The following is a 23,185-nucleotide window of genomic DNA, read 5'->3' as shown; positions in this document are numbered from 1 at the left end:
GCGCAGCGCGCGGGGACGGTCCCGCCCAGCAAAAAGGCCGGTGAATGATTCACCGGCCTTCGTGTGCTGCGCGGAACGGGCGTGGGATCAGCTCGCCTGGCCCTTGGCATCCAGGTAGCGCTCGGCATCCAGCGCGGCCATGCAGCCGAAGCCGGCCGAGGTGATCGCCTGGCGGTAATGCTGGTCGGCCACGTCGCCGGCAGCGAACACGCCTTCCACCGAGGTCTGGGTGGCGTTGCCGCCCAGGCCCGAACGGATGTCCAGGTAGCCGTTGTTCATGGTCAGCTGGCCATCGAACAGGCTGGTGTTGGGGTGGTGGCCGATCGCCACGAAGAAGCCGTGGGCCTCGATGTCGCGGGTGCTGCCGTCCAGGGTGGACTTGACGCGCACGCCGGTCACGCCCGCCTCGTTGCCCAGCACTTCCTCGACCTGGTGGTGCCACACGGTCTCGATCTTGCCGGCGGCGACCTTGGCGAACAGCTTGTCCTGCATGATCTTTTCCGCCTTGAGGGTGTCACGGCGGTGGACCAGGTAGACCTTGCGGGCGATGTTGGACAGGTACAGGGCCTCTTCCACGGCGGTGTTGCCGCCGCCGACCACGACCACGTCCTGGTCCCGGTAGAAGAAACCATCGCAGGTGGCGCAGGCCGACACGCCGCGGCCCTTGAAGGCCTCTTCGCTGGGGATGCCCAGGTACTTGGCGGTGGCGCCGGTGGCGATGATCAGGGCATCGCAGGTGTACTCGGCGCTGTCACCGATCAGCTTGAACGGGCGCTGGGAGACATCGGCGGTGTGGATGTGGTCGAAGATGACCTCGGTCTCGAAGCGCTCGGCGTGCGCCTGCATGCGGCTCATCAGGTCCGGGCCCATCAGGCCGTGCGCATCTCCAGGCCAGTTGTCCACCTCGGTGGTGGTCATCAGCTGGCCGCCCTGCTGCAGGCCGGTGATCACGACGGGCTTGAGGTTGGCGCGCGCGGCGTAGACGGCGGCGGTCCAGCCGGCCGGGCCGGAACCAAGGATCAACAGGCGGGAGTGCTTGGAGTTGCTCATGTAAGCTCGCAATAGAAGGTAGGACGGGGTGCCTGCACAGTGATTGCGCGGCATCCGAGCGAAGTCATAGAGTGGCGGCAGGGGCGGGGCGATTCAAGGCGCGCAGTGGAACGTGGCGACCCGCCGAGCGCGACTGACCTCCCTGCGCCGGTGTTTTGACGCGGGCCGTGCCGGCCGGCGGCCGACACCTACCGGGGTAGGGTCCAGTCGTTTATTATCAAGCACTAACAGTGCATTCCCAAGGTGTGGTCTAAGGTGGCGAAACAGGTCCCGGAACGAGCCAAGGCGTCCGACAGCAAGGCAGCGCCGCGCAAACCGGCCAGCGTGGACAATCCGCGCCGGCAGCGCCTGTGGCGCGATCTGGGGTTGATCGCGGTCGCCCCGGCATTGCTGTATCTGGTGGCCAGTCTGTTCACCTACTCGGCCACCGATCCGGGCTGGTCGCATACCGGCAGCGTGGTCGCGCCGGTCCACAACATGGGCGGCCGCGCCGGCGCCTGGATCGCCGACGTGCTGCTGCAGCTGTTCGGCTACATGGCCTTCGTGCTGCCGATCGTGCTGGGCGCACTGGCCTGGATCGCGATGTTCGGCCTCAAGCGCGAGGCCAAGGGCGAGCATGATCTCGATCCCGCGCTGCGCCTGGTCGGCCTGGTCGGCTTCCTGATCGCCGGCACCGGCTTCCTGCACCTGCGCCTGTTCGTCGCCGATGTGGCCCACGCCGGCGGCATCCTCGGCAAACTGGTCGGCAGCTCGCTCAGTGTCGGTTTCGGCGCCTTGGGCGCCAACCTGTTCGTGCTGGTGCTGCTGCTGGCCTCGATCACCCTGGCGACCGGTATTTCCTGGTTCGTGGTGATGGAGAAGATCGGCAACTGGGTGCTGGCCTTGCCGCCGCTGTTCAACAAGAAGAGAGAGCAGGCCACCGAGTGGCAGCAGACCCGCGCGATGCGCGAGGAACGCCAGGAAGTGCGCAAGGTCGACGCCGAGGTCCGCGCCAAGCGCGAGCCGGTCAAGATCGAGCCGCGCCCGGAGCCGGTGCTGGAGAAGAGCGACCGCGCCAAGCGCGAGACCCAGATTCCGATGTTCCGCGGGGTCAACGGCGATGGCTCGGACGTGCCGCCGCTGGCGCTGCTGGACGATCCCAAGCCGCAGCCCAAGGGCTATGACGAGGGCACGCTGGAGACGCTGTCGCGCCAGATCGAGTTCAAGCTCAAGGATTTCCGCATCGACGCCCGGGTGGTCGGTGCGTATCCGGGGCCGGTGATCACCCGCTTCGAGATCGAGCCGGCCCCGGGCATCAAGGTCAGCCAGATCAGTTCGCTGGACAAGGACATCGCGCGCGGGCTGTCGGTGAAGTCGGTGCGCGTGGTCGATGTGATCCCGGGCAAGTCGGTGGTGGGTCTGGAAATCCCCAACGTCACCCGCGAGATGATCTATCTCTCCGAGCTGCTGCGCTCCAAGGAATACGACAAGTCGGCCAGCGTGCTGACCCTGGCGCTCGGCAAGGACATCGCCGGCCGCCCGACCGTGGCCGACCTGGCGCGCATGCCGCACCTGCTGGTCGCCGGCACCACCGGCTCGGGCAAGTCCGTGGCGGTCAATGCGATGGTGCTGAGCCTTCTGTACAAGGCCTCGCCGAAAGACCTGCGGATGCTGATGATCGACCCGAAGATGCTCGAGCTGAGCGTCTACCAGGGCATCCCGCACCTGCTGGCGCCGGTGGTCACCGACATGAAGGAGGCCGCCAACGGCCTGCGCTGGTGCGTGGCCGAGATGGAGCGCCGCTACAAGCTGATGAGCGCGGTGGGCGTGCGCAACCTGGCCGGCTTCAACAAGAAGGTCAAGGATGCCCAGGACGCCGGGCAGCCGATGATGGACCCGCTGTTCAAGCCGAACCCGGAGCTCGGCGAAGCCCCGCGTCCGCTGGAGACGCTGCCGTTCATCGTGATCTTCATCGACGAATTCGCCGACATGATGATGATCGTCGGCAAGAAGGTCGAAGAGCTGATCGCGCGCCTGGCGCAGAAGGCGCGTGCGGCCGGCATCCACCTGATCCTGGCGACCCAGCGTCCCTCGGTGGACGTGATCACCGGTCTGATCAAGGCCAACATCCCGACCCGCATCGGCTTCCAGGTCAGTTCCAAGATCGATTCGCGCACCATCCTCGACCAGTCCGGCGCGGAAACCCTGCTCGGCCACGGCGACATGCTGTACCTGCCGCCCGGCACGGCGCTGCCGGACCGCGTGCATGGTGCGTTCGTCTCCGATGAGGAAGTGCATCGGGTGGTGGAGCACCTCAAGGCCAGCGGCCCGACCGATTACATCACCGGCGTGCTGGACGAAGTGCAGATGATGGGCGATGGCGTGGTGGTCGGCCCCGGCGGCCTGCCGGAGGCGGGCGGCGGTGGCGGCGATGAGTCCGATCCGCTGTATGACGAGGCCCTGCGCATCGTTACCGAAACCCGTCGCGCGTCGATCTCCGGCGTGCAGCGCCGCCTGAAGATCGGCTACAACCGCGCCGCGCGCCTGATCGAAGCGATGGAAGCAGCGGGCGTGGTCAGCCCGCCCGAGCACAACGGCGACCGCAGCGTGCTGGCGCCGCCGCCGCCCAAGTAACGCCGGGCTCGGCCTGGCTGGATGGAACCCGGGCGCCGCCCGGGTGTTGCCGAGCACAAGGAACCTGCGATGAAGCCGATGATCTGGACGATGTTGGGTGCCATGACGCTCGCGCCGACAATGGCGTGGGCCGATGCCCAGCCCGCGCCGGCACCCGCAGTGCCCGCGGCACCGACCACCGCGGGCGGGCAGGGCGGCCCGGCCGCGGGCGCTGAAACGCAGGCCAGCAACAATTTCAGTTTCGTGCGGTATCGCGCCGACTACGTGGTGCGCCCCGATGCGGGCAACACGCAGACCGAAGAGTACGAAATTCTGCTCAAGACCAAATCGGCCGTCGAGCAGTTCAGCCAGGTGCGGCTGAGCTACAGCGAGAAGATGGAAACGCTGGAGGTGCTGCAGGCCTACACCCTGACCGCCGATGGCCAGCGCCGGGACGTGCCGGCCGACCGCATCTACACCCAGGAAAGCTACTCCAGCGCGGCCGCGGCGATGTATGCCGACCGCAAGGTGCGCGTGGTCGTGTTCCCCAATCTGGCGCCCGGCACGCGGGTGGTCTACCAGACCCGCCGGACCCAGAACACGCCGTACTTTCCGGGTTACTTCGGCCTGTGGGAGACCTTCAGCGTGTTCACGCCGTACGACGACGCGCGGGTGACGCTGACCGCGCCGGCCAACCTGCCGATGCAGGTGGAGCAGCGCGGCGTGCAGGGCAGCACCACGCCGCGCATCCGCGACGGGCTGGCGCGGTGGGAGTGGCAGTACCGGCGCAGCGAGCCGCTGAGCGCGCAGAACTGGTCGGCCGCGCCATGGGAGTACAGCCCGGGCATCATGGCCAGCACGTACCGGGATTGGGCCCAGGTGGCGCAGGCCTATCAACGCAAGGGCGGCGAGGCGGCCGCGGTGACCCCGCAGATCCAGGCACTGGCCGACGATCTCACCCGCGGCATCACCGACCGCCGCGAGCAGGCCGCCGTGCTCTACCGCTGGGTGTCGCAGAACATCCGCTACGTCGCCGTCTACCTCGGCAACGGTGGGCTGGAACCCAATCCCGCGCAGAGCATCCTCGACAACCACTACGGCGACTGCAAGGACCACGTGGTGATCCTGGAAGCGCTGCTGGCGGCGCGCGGCATCGAGAGCACGCCGGTACTGATCGGCGCCGGGGGCGGGCCGACCCTGCCGGCGATTCCGCTGCTGGGCCGCTTCAACCACGCGATCACCTACCTGCCCGAGTTCGACCTGTACCTGGATTCGACCACCGCCTATGCGCGCTTCGGCCAGTTGCCCGATGGCGACCTGGGTGCGCCGGTGCTGCACACCCGGCAGGCGAAGGTCGCGCGGACGCCTGCCAACGACGCCACCCGCAACGGCACCGGCCTGGAGGTGGATTTCCGCTTCGACGTCGCCGGCAACCTGGTCGGGCAGACCGTGCAGCAGCCGAGCAGCGTGGCCGAGATCGGCATGCGGGCGGCGTTCGCACGGCTCAACGCGCAGAACCGGGCGCGGGCCGAAGAGTCGATGATGGCCGCCTCCGGCTTCGATGGCAGTGGCGCGCTGACGCTGCTCGGCGATCCGCAGGACCTGACCCGGCCGTTCAATTTCCGCTACGACTTCCGGGCTGGCGATTACGTCGATTTCGGCGTGGTCGGCGGCATGGTGCTGCCCGACGCACCGGGTGGCGACTCGTTCCGTGATCTGTACGCAAGCACCTCGGCACCGGACAACGCCACGCCGTTCTACTGCAACGACAGCCTGCGCGATGAGCGCTACCAGCTCACGTTCCCGGCCAACGTGCCGATCGTCGCGATCCCGCGCAGCCAGCGCTTCGACAATGCCGCCGGCGAGTACCGGGTGGACTGGTCGCGCGAAGGGCAGGTGGTCACCGTGCAGCATCGCCTGCACCAGCGCGCCGTGCGCGGGGCGGATGCGCTGTGCCAGCCGCAGGATTACGCCGCCTTCCGCGCGCTGTACCAGCAGGTCCGGCGCGGCTTCCGCGGGCAGGTGGTGTATGGCGACCTGAAGACGGTCCAAGCTGGGCCGTGACGGGCGTTCGGACCCGGTGGTTCCAGCGCATAATGTGCCCCTGATCGCCCATTCAGGATTGAATGGGCACACTCCCTTCCATCCTTCCCATTCGCCTGGATACCTCGCATGCACACCACCTTCCGCCGCTCCCTGCTTGCCGCCACCCTGGTCGTGGCCAGTGTTGGTTCGGCTTCGGCCTGGGCGGGCGCCCGTGATGAGCTCAACCGTTTCACCCAGGGCCTGAAGGGCCTGGACGGACAGTTCAGCCAGCAGGTGTTCGACAGCAAGGGCAAGGTCAAGGAAACCACCAGTGGCCGTGTCGCGCTCTCCGCGCCGCGCCTGTTCCGCTGGGAGTACATCAAGCCGCACGAACAGCTGATCGTGGCCGATGGCAAGAAGGTCTGGGTCTACGAGCCGGACCTGGAGCAGGCCAGCGTGCGCCCGCAGGGCCAGGAAGAGCAGAACAGCCCGCTGACCGCCCTGATCAATCCGGCGCTGCTGGACAAGCAGTACGACGTCAGCGAAGAAGCCGCGGTGCGCGATGGCCTGCAGTGGCTGGCGCTGAGCCCGAAGCGCGACACCGATACCGCCTTCCAGTACGCAGCGCTGGGCTTCAATGGCCAGGGCCTGGCCCGCATGGAAGTGGTCGATGCCGTGGGTCAGCGCACGGTGATCAACTTCACCGGCTGGAAGCGCAACCCGAGCTTCGCCTCGGGCACTTTCAGCTTCACCCCGGCCAAGGGCGTGGACGTCATCGGCGAGTAAGCGGGCGGATCATCGGCGCGCCCTGGTCGCTGCACGGGGTAGAGCCAGGCCATGCCTGGCTGGGCCTTCCCGCTATCGCGCCAGCTGCCCGGAAAGCAGCCAGGCATGGCCTGGCTCTACCGTGGCGATCAGGCGATCAGGCGGTCGCCGTTCGCGGCCCCGCATTCCCTGCTCGCGCACCCGCGATAGAATAAAGACGTGGCCAGAAACCGAACGACTTTCAATGGGCCTGATCTGCTGACCGTGGATCGGGACAACATGCGTCCGCTCGCCGAGCGGATGCGCCCGCAGACGCTGGATGAGATGGTGGGCCAGAAGCGCCTGCTCGCACCGGGCAGCGCGCTGCGCCGCGCGGTCGAGTCCGGCCATGTGCACTCGATGATCCTGTGGGGCCCGCCGGGCTGCGGCAAGACCACGCTGTCGCTGCTGCTCGCGCATTACGCCGATGCCGAGTTCCGCGCGATCTCGGCGGTGCTGTCGGGCTTGCCCGAGGTACGCCAGGTGTTGGCCGAAGCCGCCCAGCGTTTCGCCGAGGGGCGACGCACGGTGCTGTTCGTCGACGAGGTGCACCGCTTCAACAAGGCCCAGCAGGATGCGTTCCTGCCGCACATCGAACGCGGCACGATCGTGTTCGTCGGCGCCACCACGGAAAATCCGTCCTTCGAACTGAACTCGGCGCTGCTGTCGCGCTGCCGTGTGCACGTGCTGGAGTCGGTGTCGCCAAGTGACATCGTCGAGGCGCTGGAGCGTGCGCTGCAGGACACCGAGCGCGGTCTGGGCGGCGAGCATCTGCAGGTCGCGCCGGAGGCATTGCTCGAGATCGCCACCGCCGCCGATGGCGATGTGCGCCGTGGACTGACCCTGCTGGAGATCGCCGCCGAACTGGCGACAGGCGACGGCGGGCGGATCAGCCCGGAGATGCTGGTGCAGGTGCTGGCCGATCGCACCCGTCGTTTCGACAAGGGCGGCGAGCAGTTCTACGACCAGATCTCGGCCCTGCACAAGTCCGTGCGCAGCTCCAATCCGGATGCCGCGTTGTACTGGCTCACCCGCATGCTCGATGGCGGCTGTGATCCGTCCTATCTGGCGCGGCGCCTGACCCGGATGGCGATCGAGGATATCGGCCTGGCCGATCCGCGCGCGCAGTCGATGGCGCTGGAGGCCTGGGACATCTACGAGCGGCTGGGCAGCCCCGAAGGCGAGCTCGCGTTCGCGCAGCTGGTGTTGTATCTGGCCAGTACCGCCAAATCGAACGCCGGCTATGCCGCGTTCAACAAGGCCAAGCAGGAAGTGCGCGACACCGGCACCCAGGAGGTGCCGCTGCACCTGCGCAACGCGCCGACCAAGCTGATGAAGGAGCTGGGGTACGGCAAGACCTATCAATACGATCACGACGCCGACGGCGGGATCGCGCTGGACCAGACCGGCTTCCCGGATGCGATGGGCGAGCGGGTGTATTACGAGCCGGTGCCGCGCGGGTTGGAAATCAAGCTGAAAGAAAAGCTGGACCGCCTGCGTGCGGCGCGCGCACAGGCACGCGCGGACAAGGGCGCGGAGTGATGGACGGCATCGGCGTCTGGTGGCAGCAGCTCGGCCTGGTGATGGCGGGCGGCGCGCTGGGCGCTGCGCTGCGTTTCATGGTCGGCGATGCGATGCTGCGCCAGTTCGGCCAGGGCTTCCCGTGGGGCACGCTGACGGTGAACCTGATCGGCGCCTTCGTCGCCGGATACGTGATGATCTGGCTGCAGAGTCGCGGCAATGCGGCGGTGTACTGGCGCGCGTTCCTGATCGTCGGCATCGTCGGTGGCCTCACCACGTTCTCGTCGATGATGCTCGAATCGCTGGTGTTCACCCGCACGGATCGGAGCCTGATGGTGCCGCTGTACCTCGGCGTCAGCCTGGTGGGTGGCATGCTGCTGGTGTGGGCGGGAGCACGCGCGGCGGAGGCGCTGCGCTGAGTCCACGCTGCGCAAACGCAGAAATCCGCTGAAAACGCTGGATTAAAGTGATGTCTCACGATATCGTGCGCGCCCCCGTTTGCATCCTCGTCCGTCATGCGCGATGAACAAGACCCCGGAACATTGGAACTGACGCTGCCGCGCAAGCGCGGCCGTCCGCCCACGTTCGGCTACGCGATGACCGATGCACAGCGTGCGGCCCGCTACCGTGCGCGCCGCGCCGGCCAGGCCGGCCACGCGGATGTGCGTAACTGCAGCGACATGGTGCTGCTGGACAAGATTCGTGCATCGATCACCAGCAAGGATCCGGAACTGACCGGATTCCTGGTGCACGTGCTGTGGCAGCGCTACCCGCTGCAGCTCAAGTAAGCGCGCCCGCACGTTCCTGGTCGATCAGGCCGGACAGCCGCGACGCCAGCGTTTTCACCAGCGGGTCGGTCGTGGCGCGGTGAAGCAGGGCGATCTCGAAGCTGTCGATTGGCTGCAGTCCCTGTTCGATGCCCAGCACGGTGTGCTCGCGACGCAAGGCGCGCGCCGGCAGCAGGCTGATGCCCATGCCATCGGCCACCGCGCCCTGGATGCCGCTCAGGCTTGAGCTGGTGAAGCTGATCCGCCAGCGGCGGCCCATACCCTCGACGGCATCGATGATGTCATCGCGGTAAAGCCCGCGCGGCGGAAAGGTCACCAGCGGCACCGGATCCAGGTCGATGCTCGGGTGGCGCGCACTGTCGATCCAGACCATGGTTTCCGGCCAGCACTTCACTGCGGCACGGCTGCTGCGCCGCTGCTTGACCAGCACCAGATCCAGCTCGCCATGATCGTAGGCATTGGCCAGGTCGCGGCTCAGTCCACTGGTGACTTCCAGTTTGACCTGCGGGTGGTCACGGTTGAAGGCGCCCAGCAGTTGGCTGGTGGCCTCGCTGACGAAGTCTTCCGGAACGCCCAGCCGTACCGTCACCGCGACGGTGGTGCCGGCCAGCGCTTCCAGCAGCTGGTCGTTCAGCGCGAGCAGCTGGCGGGCATGGCCGAGCACCAGCTGCCCCGCGTCGGTTGGGTGCACGTCGCGGTTGCCGCGGACCAGCAGCGGATGGCCGGCCATTTCTTCCAGCCGGCGGATCTTCTGGCTGATGGTGGATTGGGTGGAGTGCAGGCGCGCCGCAGCGGTGGTGAAGCTGGCGCAGTCGGCCACCATCACCATCGCGCGCAGCAGGTCCAGGTCGAACAGGGTGCGATTCGGTTTTTCACTGGCAGTCATGTTGCCATTGTGAAGCGTGATGGCGAGGTCCGCCATGGCGACGCCGGGCGGCTAAGCGCTCCCGGGCATCGGCGCGGCCTCGGCAGCATGCTGTGTCAGGCTGCGGGCCACCCGTTCGCCGGTCTCGCGAAGCCGCTCGATCAGCGCCGGCGGGCCCAGCACCTCGAACTCCAGGTCCATGGCCAGCAGCCAATAGATCACCGAGCCCATCGGATTGGCGCCGCAACGCAGCAGGCAGCGCTGGCCATCGACGACTTCCAGCACGCCGGCCGACGCGGGAATGCGCTGGCGCAGCGCGGCCAGCGGTGCATGCAGGATGATCCGCGCCTCATCGGGGTACTGCCCGAGCGACAGCGAGCGGGCGACCCACCGGCGCAGATCGCCATCGCCAGGGCCCGCCCGGGGCGCGAAGTGCGCGCCCACTAGCGGTGCGCTGGCGATGCGGTCGATGCGGAAGGTGCGCCAGTCCGCCCGCAGGCAATCCCAGGCCACCAGATACCAGCGTCGATCGGTGTGCACCACGCCCTGCGGCTCGACCTGGCGGGAACTGGGCTGGCCTTCGCGATCGGTGTATTCGAAGGCGAGCTGCACCTGGTCGCGGCAGGCAGCGGACAGTGTGGTCAGCCGGCCGGCATCCACCAGCGGGCCGATCTGGTCCGTCGGCAGGATCGCCGAACGCAGTGCCTCCAACCGTGGTCGCAGGCGTGGCGGCATGGCCTGTTCGATCTTGACCAACGCGGTGATCGCGGTCTGCTCGATACCGCTGATGGTGCCGGTCACCGCCGTGCGCAGGGCGATCGCCGCCGCCAGCGCTTCCTCGTCATCGAGCAGCAGGGGCGGCAGGGCGCGCCCCGCGCGGAACGCGTAGCCGCCGGCCACGCCGGTGCTGGCGTGGATCGGATAGCCGAGCTGGCGCAGCCGGTCGATGTCGCGGCGCAGGGTGCGAGGGTGGATCTGCATGCGCTCGGCCAGCGTGGCGCCGCTCCAGTGAGGGCGCGACTGCAGCAGGGACAGCAGGCTCAGCAGGCGGGCGGAGGCGGTCAGCATGGGCAAAGCGTAGCAGCCATTGCGGGCGGGTTCTGTCCGCAAGGGTGGCTAGCCTTGAGGCGACGGTGCAGGACCGCTCCGGTCGCACCCCTCACCAACCTCAAGGAGTTTCCGATGTCCCTCGTCTTCTATTGGCACCCGATGTCCAGCGCCACCCCGATCGCCTGCGCCTTGGCCGAATTGGCGGTGCCCCACGAGCGCATCAAGATCGACATCCGCGCCGGCGAGCAGCGCACCCCCGAGTACCTGGCGATCAACCCCAACGGCAAGGTGCCGTGCCTGGTGGTGGATGGCACGCCGCTGTTCGAAGGCCTGGCGATCCATCTATGGCTGGGCGAGCACTACGGCGTGGCCAAGGGCCTGTGGCCGCAGGACGGAACACCGGCGCGGCTGGAGGCGATGTCCTGGTGCACCTGGGCGTATGTCACCTATGGAGCGGTGATCGGCCGCGTGTGGCTGGCCACCATGGACGATGCGCTGCGCAGCGCCGACCATGCGGCGGCCGGCATCCGCGCCGCCAACGGATTGCTGGACCTGCTGGAGGCGCGCCTGTCGCAGCAGCCCTGGATGCTCGGTGACGCTTACTCGCTGGTGGACCTGGTCGTGGGCCAGGTAGTGGGTTACGGCACCTACATGGGGGCGGCGGTGGACGCGCATCCGGCCGTGGCGGCCTGGTTGCAGCAGGTGCAGGCAAGGCCCGCGATGCAGGGCGAGGTCTGACGCATCGCCCTGCATCGGGAATGTGCATGACGCGCATTCCAAAATTTAACTGGTGAATGGACCGGGCCCGACCGTAAGGTGGCCCGGTTCTTCATTTTTCCGGTGCACTGCCCATGTCCCTGCGTCTTGCCATTCCGGTGCTGCTTGCACTGGCCCCCGCCGCGTTCGCGGCCGAGCAGGCCGATCTGATGATCCGCCATGCCACCGTCGTCGACGTGGAGCACGCCACCACGCGGGCCGACCAGACTGTCGTCGTGCGGGGCCAGGACATCGTCGCGGTGGGCAGCGACCGGGCCATGCGCAAGGCATGGCAGGCCACGCAGCAGGTGGACGGCAAGGGGCGCTACCTGATCCCGGGGCTGTGGGACATGCATGTGCACTTCGGTGGTGGGCCGGAGCTCATCGAAGAGAACAAGGCGCTGCTGCCGCTGTACATCGCCCACGGCATCACCACCATCCGTGACGCCTCGGGCGATCTCCCCGAGCAGGTGCTGCAGTGGCGTGGCGAGATCGCCACCGGCCAGTTGGCCGGCCCGCAACTGTTCACCTCGGGCGCCAAGATCGAAGGCGTGAAGCCGGTCTGGAAGGGGACGATCGAGGTCGGCAGCCAGGCCGATCTGGATGCGGCCTTCCTGCGGTTGAAGCGAGACAAGGTCGACTTCGTCAAGATCACCGACAGCACGCTGACGCCGGAGCTGTTCCTGGCCGCGGTACGCGGAGCGCGTGCCAACGGCCTGCGTGCGTCCGGCCATATTCCGATGGCGCTGACCGTGCAGCAGGCCGTCGATGCCGGTATCAGTTCCATCGAGCACCTGGACTATGCCTACAAGGCGGGGGTCAAGGACGAAGCCGGCATCGCCGCGGACTTCGCTGCCAAGCGCATCGACCGCGCGCAGGCCACCGCACGACTCGATGCCGGCTTCGATCCCGATACCGCCATGGCCGCCTACCGCGGCTTCGCGGCCAAGGGGGTGTTCGTGACCCCGACCCTCAATGGCGGCCGCATCCTGGACTTCCTCGACCAGGACGATCATCGCGACGATCCTTACCTGGCTTACATCGGACCGAAACTGCAGGCGACCTATGCCTGGCGCGTCGAGCGCGCGGCGAAGGCGACGCCCGCGCAGGTCCAGGCCCGCCACCAGGAATACCACCAGGTCGCCGCCGTGCTGCCGATGCTGCAGCAGGCCGGCGTCACGATCATGGCCGGTACCGATGCCGGCTTCCTCAATTCGTTCAACTATCCGGGTATCGGCCTGCATGACGAGCTGTCGCTGTTCGTCAAGGAAGGGCTGACGCCGGCGCAGGCCCTGTCAGCGGCCACGCGCGCTGGCCCGGCCTGGTTCGGCACGCTGGATCGCTACGGCGCGGTCGCGCCCGGCAAGGCGGCCGACCTCGTGTTGCTGGAGCGCAATCCGCTGGAGGACATCGAGGCCACGCGCGGCATCCAGTACGTGGTGCTGCGGGGCCAGGGTTATGACCGCAAGGCACTCGATGCGTTGCTCGAGCAGACCAAGGCGAAGGTCGCGGCGTGGAAGGCAGAAGGCGCCAAACCGACGCCCTGATGCCTGCCGGTGGGCCCGGGCTTCAGTGCCCGGGCACGTCGGCGTTGCCGGCAATGCGTTGGCCGAGAGAGCGCGCGGTCTGCAGGTGCGCGCGTGCGTCGCCCGTGTCCGTCTCCAGCAACAGCGTGGACGACCGCACCGGCGCGCCGCAGTAGTCAAAGATGCCGGTCTCGATCTGGGTCTTCATCGCACCGGTATAGCCGCGCTTCTGCCAGGTGCGGTCGTCGGCGCCGCCGAGGCCGACCAGATGGACGGGCAGGTGGCCGAGCTTCTTGAGCACGCCCTGGCCGCTGCTGTCTTCATAGGCCCAGCCATTGGAGAAGACCCGATCGATCCAGCCCTTCAGCAGGGCAGGCATGCCCCACCAGTAGACCGGGAACACCAGTACCACGGCATCGGCGCGGTCCAGCCGGGCCTGTTCGGCCAGGACATCGGCAGGGAAGGGGGCGTTGCGGTGGTGGCCCTGCAGGTCCGCCCGGTTGAAACGGGGGTCGAAGCCCTCTGCGTCGAGGTCGGCGAGCTCGGCGGTGCTTCCGTCATCGGCGGTAATGCCTGCTGCGATCTGGGCCGCGACGGCGTGGGTCAGGGAGCCGGGATCGGGGTGGGAGACGACGATGAGTGTGTGCATGGGATTCCTGGGGCGGGGAAGGGCTTGTATACTTTCGGTAAGTTACGGAACGTAAGTTACGATTGGTATATAGCCATGTCAAGTCCGCCCGATGCGCCTGCCCCCGTGGCACCCCGCCGCCGCATGACCCGCGATGACCGTCTGCGCCAGCTCCTGGCAGAGGCGTGGCGGCTGATCCGCGAGGAAGGCACCGATGCGCTCACATTGGGGCGTCTGGCCGAGCAGGCCGGCGTGACCAAGCCGGTGGTGTATGACCATTTCGGTACGCGGGCCGGTCTGCTGTCCGCGCTGTACCGCGATTTCGATGCGCGCCAGGGCGTGGTGATGGAAGCGCGGTTCGCCAGCAGTGGCCCGACGCTTGCGGACAAGGCGCAGGTCATCGCCGAGGCCTACGTGGCGTGCGTGATGAAGCAGGGGCGCGAGATTCCGGGCGTGATCGCTGCGCTGGCCGGGTCACCGGAACTGGCGCGTATCAAGCGCGAGTACGACGTCGTGTTTCTTGAGCAGTGCCGCGCGCTGTTGTCGCCGTTCGCACCCGCAGGCGCGTTGGCGCAGGCGGGGCTGTGGGGCATGCTCGGCGCCGCTGAGGGCCTCTCTTCTGCAGCGACCACCGGCGACATCACGCCGCTGCAGGCGGAGCAGGAACTGGCGGCGACGATCATGGCGATGGTGGCGCGCGGCTGAGCGCTGCCTGCACGACAGGGCGATGACGCGCGAAGCGGTCGTCGAGTGGGCGGGTATGATGTCCCGCCCTTCTGGACTGGATGCCATGCGCGCTTTTTTCCCTGTGTTCGTACTCGCTGCCGCGATCGGCGCGGCTTTGCCCGCCACCGCGACGACCGTGTCGTTGAATGAGCGCCTGAAAAGCGCGTCCCGTGTCGAGGTGAACCAGGTGCCGACGAGCGGCGCGTCATTGATCGGGCGCGTACAGCAGTTCCACAACGGCGACAGTCTGATCAGTCTTGGCGAAGGCGAGGGTCAGCCGGTCGTGTTGACACTGTGCAGCGGCAAGGCGCATCTGAATCTCGAGGCGAGCTGGCCGGGTGCGCCCGCGGCGAAGACAGCCGAGGAGAAGCAGATGCGGGCGTACGGCATGTACATGGCGGTGATGGGTGGCATGGCGATGGTGCAGGGGCTCGCAGGCGATACGCTGGAACTGCCGGCCGATGGGCAGGCAGCCACGGTGCAGCGCGAGACCTCCTGGGCCTATGGCAAGGAGCAGTACGCGGTGACCGTTACCAACGGGGCCGGCGGCGAGCTGCGGGTCAAGGCGGTCAAGACCGCGAACACCACGAAGACGCCGCGCTCGGGGCCGGACGACTTGGTCAGCACCGACGGTGACAAGGCGGCGCGCCTGGCCGAGCTGGAGCCGGTCGGCACGTCGCGCGAACTGGTGATTTCGTCCGCGCCAATGGCGGCGGGGATACCAGATGCGATGTCCCTGGCAGGCTGGCTGTCGGCCAGTGGCAAAGGGGGCGCGACCGTGGGTGAGGCGCGCACGGCCACGGGTGACTGCGCGCGCTGAAACATCGGGCGTTCCAGGGCGCCCGGGCAGAGCGGTCAGCGCAACGTCAGTGATACCCATTCTCATTTGAGTTACACTGGCGCGATAGCATCGTCCCTCGCTCCGGGTAGTCATGATTGTTTCGTCGTCGCTGATCTCTTCCGTATCGCCGTGGTTGCGCACGCTGGGCGTGGCGACCGCCATCGGCATGGCGGCGCTGTCGCCGGCCTCGGCGCAGCAGCGCAATCCCGAGCAGAAAGTCGGTGAGACGGTGCTGGACCAGCCGGCGCAGAGTTATCGCTTCGAACACTTCGTGCTCGATAGTCCCGATCACGCCCGCCGCTGGCGGGTGAATGTCGGTGTGCCGGCGAAGGCCTCGGCCACGCCGGCGCCGGTGCTGTACATGCTCGACGGCAACGCCGCGGCGATGGTGCTCGACCAGGCGATGCTTGCCGATCTGGCCGCGCATGCCGCGCCGGTGCTCGTCTTCATCGGCTACGACAACGACCTGCGCATCGATTCCGCGGCACGCACCCGCGATTACACCGCGTGGATCGATACCGCCGATGACGAAAACGGCACCTCGCAGTCCAGTGGTGGTGGTGCGTATGCGTTTCTCGATCTGATCGAGCGCCGGATCAAGCCGGAAGTGCAGCGTCGCGCCAGCATCGATCTGCAGCAGCAGTCGCTGTGGGGCCATTCGCTGGGCGGCCTGTTCGTGGTCAGCACGCTGTATACCCGCCCGGCCGCGTTCCAGCATTACGTGTCGGCCAGCCCATCGCTGTGGTGGAGCCAGGGCGCGCCGCTGGGTGACATGGAGCGCCAGTTCATTGCCAACACCCAGGGTCAGCCGGCACAGGTGACGGTGATGCTCGGCGGCGATGAGCGCACCGGCAACCGCGGGGTGCGCGACATGACCAATCCGCGCGTGGTCGCGCACCTGCGCCGTATCGGCGGGGCGACGCCCGATGCCGCGCAGCAGCTGGCCACCCGCCTGGCCAAGGTGCCGGGCCTGACCGTGCAGTACCGCGAATTTCCCGGCCTTGGCCATGGGCCGATGCTGCCGGCGTCGCTCAAGGCCACGCTGAGCCAGTTGTATGGCATCGCCGATCGCAGCGGCACGCCCGCGCCGGCCCCCTGATTTTTCGTTACCCAGGCAGTTCCGTGGCCCTGTGCCACCGCCGCAACGGACCGCGGCCATGCCAAGGCAAGCACTGTGACAACGCGCCAACCGGCGCGCCCCAAACAGAAGGAGTCTGCTGATGTACACCCTGAAAACCCTCCCGCGTGTCGCCGCCCTGGCCATTGCGCTGTCGCTGGCCAGCCCTGCCGTGTTCGCGCAGCCGGTGTTCGATGCGCCCGCCAACGGCTTCCGTGGTGAAGTGATCAGCCGCGGCCAGAACGTGGTGCCGGGCAGCGATGCCGAGGTGATCGGCCGCCAGTTCGTGCCGGGCCAGCAGGTCACGCTGCTGCGCGGCGAGACCGTGCTCAACGCCACCCCGTACGTGGTCGACGCCGAGGGCAACTTCAAGGGCAACGTCGCGATTCCCGCCGATGCGGTACCCGGCCAGCAGCCGGTGATCGTGCGTGCCAGCCAGCCGTCCGCGGCAACGGTGCTGTCGCTGCGCGTCTCGCCGAACCTGCCACTGAGCGGCCAGCAGAATTTCAACCAGACCTCGGCCAAGCTGGTCCAGGGCCTGTACCAGTCCGCCTACAGCGCGGCCAGCAATGCGGTGTTCGTCACCGCGGCGGTCGGTCGCCCGCCGGTGACCCAGTCGCAGCTGCTAAAGCTCGACCCGAAGACGCTCAAGGTCACCGCCAAGATCACCCCCGCTGCAGTGCCGGGCGGCAAGGGTGGTGCCGTGTTCGCGGTGTATGGCGTGGGCGTGGACGATGCCAACGGCAACGTCTGGGTCACCAATACCCGCCAGGACACCGTGGCCGTGTATCGCCAGAAGGACCTGTCGCTGGTGCGCCAGTTCGACGTCGGGGCGGTGCCGCATGCCCGCGACATCGTGGTCGATGGCCGCCATGGCAAGGTGTTCGCCTCGGCCGCCGGTGAAGACCATCTGTCGGTGTTCGATGCCCGCACCCTGCAGCCGCTGGAGCCGATCACCCTGGCCTCGGGCGTGGACGACAAGAAGTTCGTCCCGATGAGCCTGGTGCTGGATGAAGCGGCCGGCAAGCTGTTCACCGTCAGCATCGGCACGCCCGAAGCGGCGGTGATCGACACCACCACCGGCAAGGTGGAGAAGGTCATCGACCTGGGCAACTCGATCAGCGCCTCCGGCGTGGCCTACGACGCTTCGGCAGGTCGGCTGTACGTGGCCTCGCAGGGCACGGACAACCTGCTGATCGTCGATGTCGCCAGCGGCAAGGTGCTGCACGACGTGCCGGTCGGCGCGGGTGCGCTGAACGTGGCCTTCGAGCCGGTGTCCAAGCTCGCCTACGTGACCAACCGCGGTGCCGGCACGGTGACCGTGGTCGACGGCAACGGCAAGGTGGTCGGCAACCTGGATGGCGGCACCTTCCCGAACCATGTGCGTGAAGATGGCAAGGGCAACGTGTTTGCCGTCAACAAGTCGCGTGATGCCCAGGATCCCAAGGGCGACCGCATCACCCGCATCAGCACCCGCGCGAACTGAGCTGCGCGGAGAGCGTTGCACCGGCGGCGGGGCGTACAGCCCCGCCGTTCTGATTGAAGAGGAACTGCCATGAAGTCGATTGTTGTCCGCCGCAGCCTGCTGGCGCTGTCCCTGGTCGCCGTGATCGCCGGGTGCTCGAAAGAGCCCGCTGCACCTGCCACCGACACCGCTGCCGCATCGGCCGCGCAGACCCCCGAAGCACTGCCGGAAGGCTGGCAGCGTGTGGTGGGCGTGGACGTGCCCGACATCGAGGGCGCCACCCAGCAGTTGCCGGCACAGGTCACCTCCGATGATGGCGTGGCCACGACGGTGACCGACACCTCGAAGATCATTGCCGGCGGCGATGACATCATCGCCGTGCTCGAAGCGCTTGGCCTGGACGATCAGGTGTACGCCGCGCCGCTGCGCTCGGCCACCGAATCCGGGCGCAAGGCCCCCAAACAATTCCTGTTCAACCGCACCACGGGCGTGGAAGGCGTGTTGAGCCTGCAGGGCACCCTGTTCCTCGGCAACAGCCTGCGCCGTCATTCCGATCTGGCCGCCAAGCTGCGCGGCGCAGGCGAAGCGGCGGTGATCGTCGATGATCTGCAGCCGGCGGCCGACAAGGTGCGCAAGGTCGCCGCCGCGGTCGGCATGGCCGAGCAGGGTGAAGCACTGGCCACGAAAGTGCAGTCGCAGCTGGATGCGGCCAAGACCAGTGGTGCGGCGCTGGCGTGGCACCCGCGTGTGATCCATGTTTCCGCGACCGGTGCCGGCGGCGCGCCGACGGTGGCGGGCTCGGACAGCGCCTCGGGCAAGCTGATCACGCTGGCCGGTGGCATCAACATCGGTGACGAGGCTGGCGTGGCCAACTATTCCGCGCTGAGCAATGAGGGCGTGGTGGCTGCTGCGCCGGACGTGATCCTGGTGACCGAGAACGACCTGGCCCTGTTCGGTGGCCAGGCCGGCCTGTGGCGCGCCTATCCGACTCTGCGGCAGACGCCGGCCGGTGCGGCCAATCGCGTGTGGGTGATGCCGGACGTGGAGTTGAAGTCCGCCAGTGTCGCCTCGGGCAGTGGCGCGGTCGCCCTGGCCGCCGCCTTCGCCACCGTGCCGCGTCCGTGAGGGCGTAAGGCATGGCGGTGTCGAGTCCTGCGCGTCGCCGTGGCGCGACCGTGTTGATCTGGGCCGCGGTGGGATTGCTGATCGCGGTGATCGCCTCCTTCGCGGTGGGCCCGTTGCGGCTGCCGCCGATGGAGGTACTGCAGGCGATCGGGGTGAAGCTGGGGCTGGCCGATCCGGCCAGCGTCAGCACCCGCGATCTGGCCGTGGTCTGGCAGCTGCGCATTCCGCGTGCCCTGCTGGGCGCGATGGTGGGCGCCGCACTGGCGATGGCCGGTGCGAGCCTGCAGGGATTGTTCGGTAATCCGCTGGCCGACCCCGGCATCGTCGGCGTGACCCAGGGCGCGGCCTTGGGCGCGGTGTCCGCGATCGTGCTCGGCGCCGGCGCGTTCGGTGCATGGACGCTGCCGCTGGCCGCGTTTGCCGGTGCCGGTGGCGCGATCACATTGACCTACCTGCTGGCACGACCGGGGCAGGGCAGTGGCACGGCGACATTGCTGCTGGTCGGCATCGCCATCGCTGCGTTCTGCTCGGCGATGATCGGGTTCCTGACCTACATCGCCAGCGAGAGCGAGCTGCAGTCGCTGGTGTTCTGGCAGATGGGCTCGCTGGCCCAGGCCGACTGGCGGGATGTGATCGCAGTGGCGCCGGTGTTCGTGCTCGGCACGATCGCCCTGCTACGGCTCGCCACGCCGCTGGACATGCTCGCGCTCGGTGAGCGTCAGGCCCAGCACCTGGGGCTGGATGTGAAGCGCACCCGGCTCAAACTGATCGCCTTCAGCGCGCTGCTGGTCGGTGCGGCCGTCGCGTTCGCCGGCTCGATCGGCTTCGTGGGTCTGGTCGTGCCGCATGTCGTGCGCCTGCTGGTCGGCCCCGGCCATCGCTGGCTCCTGCCGGTCTCGGCCGTGGCCGGTGCGCTGCTGATCGTGGTCGCCGACACCGCCGCACGCACGCTGGATCCACCGTCCGAGATCCCGCTGGGCCTGTTCTCGGCCGCGCTGGGTGCGCCGTTCTTCCTGTGGCTGGTGATGCGTCAGCGCCATCGGAGCGGTGCATGAGCGCGTTGCTGCAACTGCAGTCGGTGCAGCTCAGTCGCGGCGCACGGCGCATCCTGGATGACATCACGCTGGATTTCGTGCCCGGCACGGTGACGGCGCTGGTCGGCCCGAACGGTGCGGGCAAGTCGACGCTGCTGGCGGTGGCCGCAGGCGACCTGGAGGCGGAGCAGGGCCACGTGCTGCTGCGTGGACAGGCGCTGGCAGAGTGGAAGGCCAAGCCGCTGGCGCGCGAGCGCGCGGTGATGCCGCAGGAGCACGCGGTCCGGTTCGCCTTCCGGGTACATGAAGTGGTCGCGATGGGGCGGCTGCCGCATCCGCCGGACCCGGTGAAAGACGCCGCCTGCATCGCCGATGCGCTGGCGCGTGCCGACCTGCATGCGTTGATCGAGCGGGAAGTGGAGCATCTGTCCGGTGGTGAGGCGGCGCGGACGACCTTCGCCCGCGTGCTGACCCAGGACACGCCGCTGTTGCTGCTGGACGAGCCGACGGCGGCGTTGGATCTCCGCCATCAGGAACGCACGTTGCGCGCGGTTCGCGAGCTGGCCGATGCCGGCGCCTGCGTGATCGTGGTGCTGCATGACCTGAATCTGGCCGCGGCCTACGCGGATCGGATCGTATTGCTGGAACAGGGCCGCGTGGCCGCCGACGGGACGCCTACCGAGGTTTTGACGCGCGAGCATATCGAACGGGTCTACCAGCAGCCGGTGCTGGTGCTGCGGCATCCGCAGCGCGATGTTCCGTTGGTGGTGGTGACCGACGCGTAGCGCAGGGTTGGCCGGCGCGTTGACGGTGTGATGGGAGCCGGCCAGCGGCCGGCCCCGCCGTTTGTGGGTTACCAGCCGAATCTGGCGGTCGCCATCACCGTGCGGCCGCTGCCGTAGTAGCACGACGACACGCCGGTGCAGGTCGACACGAAACGCTTGTCGGCCAGGTTGCTGGCGTTGAGCGCGAGCTGCACCTGGGTGCCGCCGATCCGGCCCACGTCATAGCGGATCGCCGCATCGAACAGGGTGTAGGACGGAATCCGGTACAGGTTGGCGCTGTCGCCGTAGCTGACGCCGTTGTAGCGCGCGCCGGCCGCCAGGCTGAGACCCTGCAGGGCGCCGGCCTGGAACGTGTAGTCCGCCCAGAACGAGGCGCTGTAGTCCGGCACCATTGCCAGTTCCTTGCCCTTGTAGGGCGCCGAACGCGTCATCTCCGAGTCCATGCGTGACGCGGCGCCGATCAGGCTGAAGCCCTCGATCGGGGTGATCCGCCCTTCCAGTTCGATGCCGCGCACGCGGCCTTCGTCACCCTGGATCGAGCAGGTGGCGGTACCGGTCGCGCCGCAGTTGCGATGCGACGCCACCGGGTCATCGACGATCATGTTCTGCTGGCGCAGGTCGTACACCGACAGGGTGACCAGCCCATCCACCGAGGCCGGCTGGTACTTCAGGCCGGCTTCCCACTGCGACCCGGTCACCGGCTCGAACGCGGTCTGGGTGAAGCTGTCCAGCGGCGATTTGGTCGAAGGCTGGAAGGATTCGGCGTAGCTCACGTACGGGGTCAGCCCGTTCTCGAACACGTACAGAACACCCGCGCGGCCCGTGAACGCTTCGCTCTTGATCACGTTGCGCCCGCCCGGCGTGGAGATGCCGGTGGCGATGTTGCGGTTGGCGCTGCTGCTGTCGTCCTTGGTCCAGTCGTAGCGGCCGCCGAACGTCATCCGCCAGTTGCCGAGCGCCAGCTGATCCTGCAGGTACACGCCGCTCTGGCGATTGATGCCAGCGGTGGGGGTTTCGGTGCTCACCGTCGGGCGGTAGGTCGAATACACCGGATTGAAGATGTCGATCGGGCGCGGGCTGCTCATGGCGCTGCGCACGCCTTCCCAGTCCGCACGCTGCCAGTCCCAGCCGAGCAGCACGGTATGGTCCACCGCGCCGGTACTGAAGCGCGCCTGCAGGCGGGTATCGAAGGTGTCGCCATCGGAGTCGCCGGTGCCCATCACGCCGCGACGGTTCTGGGTGCGGCCATCGGCATTCAGTGCGCCGAAGGTGACCACGCTGCGGAACAGCGAATCGACATGCGTGCGGCGCGCGCTCTGGGTCAGCGTGAGGTGGTCGTTGAACTGGTGCTCGAACATCCAGCCGGCGGTCCACAGCGTGCGGTTGAAGGTGTTCCAGTCCGGCTCGCCGATGAAGGTGCTGTTCTTCATGTAACCCGACGCCGTCGGATTGAGCGTGCCGGCGGCCGGCAGGAACTGATAGGTCGAGCCGCCATCGTCCTTCTGGTACAGGCCCAGCAGGGTCAAGCGGGTGCGTTCGGCGAGCTGCCAGGTGTAGCTGGGGGCGAGGAACCAGTGCTCCTGTTCGGTGCGCTTGATCTGGGTCTGGCCGTCGCGATACAGGCCGACCAGGCGGAACAGGTGATCATCCCCCGCAGTGCCGGCGCCCACGTCGAAAGCGGCGCTGTACTGGCCGTTCGCATCCACGCCCAGGCGCAGCTGCTGCATCTGGTCCGGAGTGGGGGTCTTGCTGACCTGGTTGACCATGCCGCCCGGGGCCACCTGGCCATACATCACGGCGGACGGACCCTTGAGCACTTCCACCCGCTCCAGGTTCCAGCTGTCGAACATGCTGCGGTTCCACTGGCTGCCCTGCGGTGCGCGCATGCCATCCAGGGTGACGTTGTTGGACCAGCTGCCGGCATCGAAGCCACGGATGCGGAAATCGTCCACGCGGTTGTCGATGCCCGAGCTTTCGAGGCTGACGCCGGCGACATAGCGCATCGCATCGTTGAGCGACTGCACGCCACGGGCATCCAGTTCGGCGCGCTCGATCACGGAGACCGACTGCGCGGTTTCGGCCAGCGCGGTGCTGGTCTTGGTCGCGCCGCTGGTGCTGTTGGCAGCGCGGTAGGCATTGACCCGCACCGCATCCAGATCGGTAGCGGTCTGGGCATGGGCGGCAGGAGCAAACGCGGCGGCCAGACAGGCCAGGGCCAGCAGGTTGGGGCGCAACCGGCACGGGTTCGGGGAGGAAGAGCAGGTCATGGGCAACAACTCGGCAACGCGGAAGGAGGGGCGCGAGCGCGGCTCGTTGCTTTGAGGGGCGGAGCCTGACGCGCGGGCGTCGCCGCTGGCGACGCATAGGCCGCCATTTTAAGGATTCCCGTCATATACGCAATTGCGACCCATTCGCATGTCGGGGATGCTCAGGGGGTCGTCGTGCCAACTGCGAACGTTATCGGCGTGCATGAGGCTCAGTGTTGCA

At 67.9% G+C, this 23,185-nt stretch carries 20 protein-coding genes; 15 read left to right on the top strand and 5 right to left on the bottom strand.

Going from position 1 to position 23,185, the window contains the following annotated elements:
• Positions 1-87: 87 nt before the first annotated feature.
• Entirely contained in the window at positions 88-1,050 is a 963-nt protein-coding gene (gene trxB, locus ABE434_RS13005) for a thioredoxin-disulfide reductase (RefSeq protein ID WP_346479138.1), read from the bottom strand.
• 255 nt (positions 1,051-1,305) lie between these two features.
• On the opposite strand from trxB, the gene ABE434_RS13000 reads away from it, so the two are divergent.
• The 6 genes from ABE434_RS13000 (at position 1,306) to ABE434_RS12975 (ending at position 8,780) form a co-directional block, all read left to right on the top strand.
• A complete protein-coding gene (locus tag ABE434_RS13000) occupies positions 1,306-3,663 on the top strand; it encodes a DNA translocase FtsK (protein ID WP_176988989.1) in 2,358 nt (785 codons plus the stop codon).
• Positions 3,664-3,741: 78 nt separating this feature from the next.
• Positions 3,742-5,706, top strand: a complete 1,965-nt coding sequence (locus tag ABE434_RS12995) for a DUF3857 domain-containing protein (RefSeq protein WP_346479158.1) — start codon at positions 3,742-3,744, stop codon at positions 5,704-5,706.
• Between the two features lie 108 nt (positions 5,707-5,814).
• Positions 5,815-6,453 carry an outer membrane lipoprotein chaperone LolA gene (gene lolA / locus ABE434_RS12990; RefSeq protein ID WP_176988987.1) on the top strand — a complete coding sequence of 213 codons (639 nt, stop codon included), beginning with the start codon at positions 5,815-5,817 and terminating at the stop codon, positions 6,451-6,453.
• A gap of 258 nt (positions 6,454-6,711) precedes the next feature.
• A complete protein-coding gene (locus ABE434_RS12985) occupies positions 6,712-8,013 on the top strand; it encodes a replication-associated recombination protein A (RefSeq protein WP_346479137.1) in 1,302 nt (433 codons plus the stop codon).
• Entirely contained in the window at positions 8,013-8,411 is a 399-nt protein-coding gene (crcB, locus tag ABE434_RS12980; protein WP_346479136.1) for a fluoride efflux transporter CrcB, read from the top strand. The genes ABE434_RS12985 and crcB overlap by 1 nt, the downstream gene beginning before the upstream one ends.
• A gap of 96 nt (positions 8,412-8,507) precedes the next feature.
• On the top strand, positions 8,508-8,780 hold the full coding sequence (locus tag ABE434_RS12975; RefSeq protein WP_019184750.1) for a hypothetical protein: 273 nt from the start codon (positions 8,508-8,510) through the stop codon (positions 8,778-8,780).
• Here the strand turns inward: ABE434_RS12975 and ABE434_RS12970 are convergent.
• Positions 8,773-9,666: a LysR family transcriptional regulator gene (locus ABE434_RS12970; RefSeq protein ID WP_346479135.1), complete on the bottom strand. Its 894-nt coding sequence runs from the start codon at positions 9,664-9,666 to the stop codon at positions 8,773-8,775. The two genes, ABE434_RS12975 and ABE434_RS12970, sit on opposite strands and share 8 nt — an antisense overlap.
• A 51-nt stretch (positions 9,667-9,717) precedes the next feature.
• Positions 9,718-10,713 carry a WYL domain-containing protein gene (locus tag ABE434_RS12965; RefSeq protein ID WP_346479134.1) on the bottom strand — a complete coding sequence of 332 codons (996 nt, stop codon included), beginning with the start codon at positions 10,711-10,713 and terminating at the stop codon, positions 9,718-9,720.
• A 114-nt stretch (positions 10,714-10,827) separates the two neighbouring features.
• On the opposite strand from ABE434_RS12965, the gene ABE434_RS12960 reads away from it, so the two are divergent.
• Together ABE434_RS12960 and ABE434_RS12955 are read left to right on the top strand one after the other, a co-directional pair.
• Entirely contained in the window at positions 10,828-11,433 is a 606-nt protein-coding gene (locus ABE434_RS12960) for a glutathione S-transferase family protein (protein ID WP_346479133.1), read from the top strand.
• Between the two features lie 113 nt (positions 11,434-11,546).
• On the top strand, positions 11,547-12,998 hold the full coding sequence (locus tag ABE434_RS12955) for an amidohydrolase family protein (RefSeq protein WP_346479132.1): 1,452 nt from the start codon (positions 11,547-11,549) through the stop codon (positions 12,996-12,998).
• 22 nt (positions 12,999-13,020) lie between these two features.
• Here the strand turns inward: ABE434_RS12955 and ABE434_RS12950 are convergent, their stop codons facing one another.
• Complete coding sequence (locus tag ABE434_RS12950; protein ID WP_346479131.1) at positions 13,021-13,626, bottom strand: NAD(P)H-dependent oxidoreductase; 606 nt, start codon at positions 13,624-13,626, stop codon at positions 13,021-13,023.
• A 75-nt stretch (positions 13,627-13,701) separates the two neighbouring features.
• Between ABE434_RS12950 and ABE434_RS12945 the strand changes: the two genes are divergently transcribed.
• The 7 genes from ABE434_RS12945 to ABE434_RS12915 all read left to right on the top strand — a co-directional run bounded on the left by ABE434_RS12945 (position 13,702) and on the right by ABE434_RS12915 (position 20,698).
• Positions 13,702-14,310, top strand: a complete 609-nt coding sequence (locus tag ABE434_RS12945; protein WP_346479130.1) for a TetR/AcrR family transcriptional regulator — start codon at positions 13,702-13,704, stop codon at positions 14,308-14,310.
• Between the two features lie 22 nt (positions 14,311-14,332).
• Positions 14,333-15,151 carry a hypothetical protein gene (locus ABE434_RS12940; protein WP_346479129.1) on the top strand — a complete coding sequence of 273 codons (819 nt, stop codon included), beginning with the start codon at positions 14,333-14,335 and terminating at the stop codon, positions 15,149-15,151.
• Positions 15,152-15,263: 112 nt separating this feature from the next.
• Positions 15,264-16,271: an alpha/beta hydrolase-fold protein gene (locus ABE434_RS12935; RefSeq protein ID WP_176988977.1), complete on the top strand. Its 1,008-nt coding sequence runs from the start codon at positions 15,264-15,266 to the stop codon at positions 16,269-16,271.
• 121 nt (positions 16,272-16,392) lie between these two features.
• Positions 16,393-17,775, top strand: a complete 1,383-nt coding sequence (locus tag ABE434_RS12930; protein WP_346479128.1) for an ATP-binding protein — start codon at positions 16,393-16,395, stop codon at positions 17,773-17,775.
• Between the two features lie 69 nt (positions 17,776-17,844).
• Entirely contained in the window at positions 17,845-18,879 is a 1,035-nt protein-coding gene (locus ABE434_RS12925) for an ABC transporter substrate-binding protein (RefSeq protein WP_346479127.1), read from the top strand.
• A gap of 11 nt (positions 18,880-18,890) precedes the next feature.
• Entirely contained in the window at positions 18,891-19,934 is a 1,044-nt protein-coding gene (locus ABE434_RS12920; RefSeq protein ID WP_346479126.1) for an iron ABC transporter permease, read from the top strand.
• Entirely contained in the window at positions 19,931-20,698 is a 768-nt protein-coding gene (locus ABE434_RS12915; protein ID WP_176988973.1) for a heme ABC transporter ATP-binding protein, read from the top strand. The genes ABE434_RS12920 and ABE434_RS12915 overlap by 4 nt, the downstream gene beginning before the upstream one ends.
• A 68-nt stretch (positions 20,699-20,766) precedes the next feature.
• On the opposite strand, the gene ABE434_RS12910 is transcribed toward ABE434_RS12915, so the two are convergent.
• Complete coding sequence (locus tag ABE434_RS12910; protein ID WP_346479125.1) at positions 20,767-22,965, bottom strand: TonB-dependent siderophore receptor; 2,199 nt, start codon at positions 22,963-22,965, stop codon at positions 20,767-20,769.
• Between the last annotated feature and the right edge of the window lie 220 nt (positions 22,966-23,185).

The sequence above is a fragment of the Stenotrophomonas sp. TWI1183 genome, from assembly GCF_039673115.1.
GTDB classification, from domain to species: domain Bacteria; phylum Pseudomonadota; class Gammaproteobacteria; order Xanthomonadales; family Xanthomonadaceae; genus Stenotrophomonas; species Stenotrophomonas maltophilia_AA.
Note: the sequence above shows the minus strand (reverse complement) of the source record. Positions and strands in the feature narration are given on the sequence as shown.

Excerpts from the sequence above, each read along its gene's own strand:
- ABE434_RS12940 (WP_346479129.1), top strand. The coding sequence starts at position 14,333 with ATGACGCGCGAAGCGGTCGTCGAGTGGGCGGGTATGATGTCCCGCCCT.
- ABE434_RS12995 (WP_346479158.1), top strand. The coding sequence starts at position 3,742 with ATGATCTGGACGATGTTGGGTGCCATGACGCTCGCGCCGACAATGGCG.
- ABE434_RS12965 (WP_346479134.1), bottom strand. The coding sequence starts at position 10,713 with ATGCTGACCGCCTCCGCCCGCCTGCTGAGCCTGCTGTCCCTGCTGCAG.
- crcB (WP_346479136.1), top strand. The coding sequence starts at position 8,013 with ATGGACGGCATCGGCGTCTGGTGGCAGCAGCTCGGCCTGGTGATGGCG.
- ABE434_RS12920 (WP_346479126.1), top strand. The coding sequence starts at position 18,891 with ATGGCGGTGTCGAGTCCTGCGCGTCGCCGTGGCGCGACCGTGTTGATC.
- ABE434_RS12960 (WP_346479133.1), top strand. The coding sequence starts at position 10,828 with ATGTCCCTCGTCTTCTATTGGCACCCGATGTCCAGCGCCACCCCGATC.
- ABE434_RS12955 (WP_346479132.1), top strand. The coding sequence starts at position 11,547 with ATGTCCCTGCGTCTTGCCATTCCGGTGCTGCTTGCACTGGCCCCCGCC.
- ABE434_RS12975 (WP_019184750.1), top strand. The coding sequence starts at position 8,508 with ATGCGCGATGAACAAGACCCCGGAACATTGGAACTGACGCTGCCGCGC.
- ABE434_RS12950 (WP_346479131.1), bottom strand. The coding sequence starts at position 13,626 with ATGCACACACTCATCGTCGTCTCCCACCCCGATCCCGGCTCCCTGACC.
- trxB (WP_346479138.1), bottom strand. The coding sequence starts at position 1,050 with ATGAGCAACTCCAAGCACTCCCGCCTGTTGATCCTTGGTTCCGGCCCG.
- lolA (WP_176988987.1), top strand. The coding sequence starts at position 5,815 with ATGCACACCACCTTCCGCCGCTCCCTGCTTGCCGCCACCCTGGTCGTG.
- ABE434_RS12945 (WP_346479130.1), top strand. The coding sequence starts at position 13,702 with ATGTCAAGTCCGCCCGATGCGCCTGCCCCCGTGGCACCCCGCCGCCGC.
- ABE434_RS12930 (WP_346479128.1), top strand. The coding sequence starts at position 16,393 with ATGTACACCCTGAAAACCCTCCCGCGTGTCGCCGCCCTGGCCATTGCG.
- ABE434_RS12935 (WP_176988977.1), top strand. The coding sequence starts at position 15,264 with ATGATTGTTTCGTCGTCGCTGATCTCTTCCGTATCGCCGTGGTTGCGC.
- ABE434_RS12970 (WP_346479135.1), bottom strand. The coding sequence starts at position 9,666 with ATGACTGCCAGTGAAAAACCGAATCGCACCCTGTTCGACCTGGACCTG.
- ABE434_RS12925 (WP_346479127.1), top strand. The coding sequence starts at position 17,845 with ATGAAGTCGATTGTTGTCCGCCGCAGCCTGCTGGCGCTGTCCCTGGTC.
- ABE434_RS12910 (WP_346479125.1), bottom strand. The coding sequence starts at position 22,965 with ATGACCTGCTCTTCCTCCCCGAACCCGTGCCGGTTGCGCCCCAACCTG.
- ABE434_RS12985 (WP_346479137.1), top strand. The coding sequence starts at position 6,712 with ATGCGTCCGCTCGCCGAGCGGATGCGCCCGCAGACGCTGGATGAGATG.
- ABE434_RS12915 (WP_176988973.1), top strand. The coding sequence starts at position 19,931 with ATGAGCGCGTTGCTGCAACTGCAGTCGGTGCAGCTCAGTCGCGGCGCA.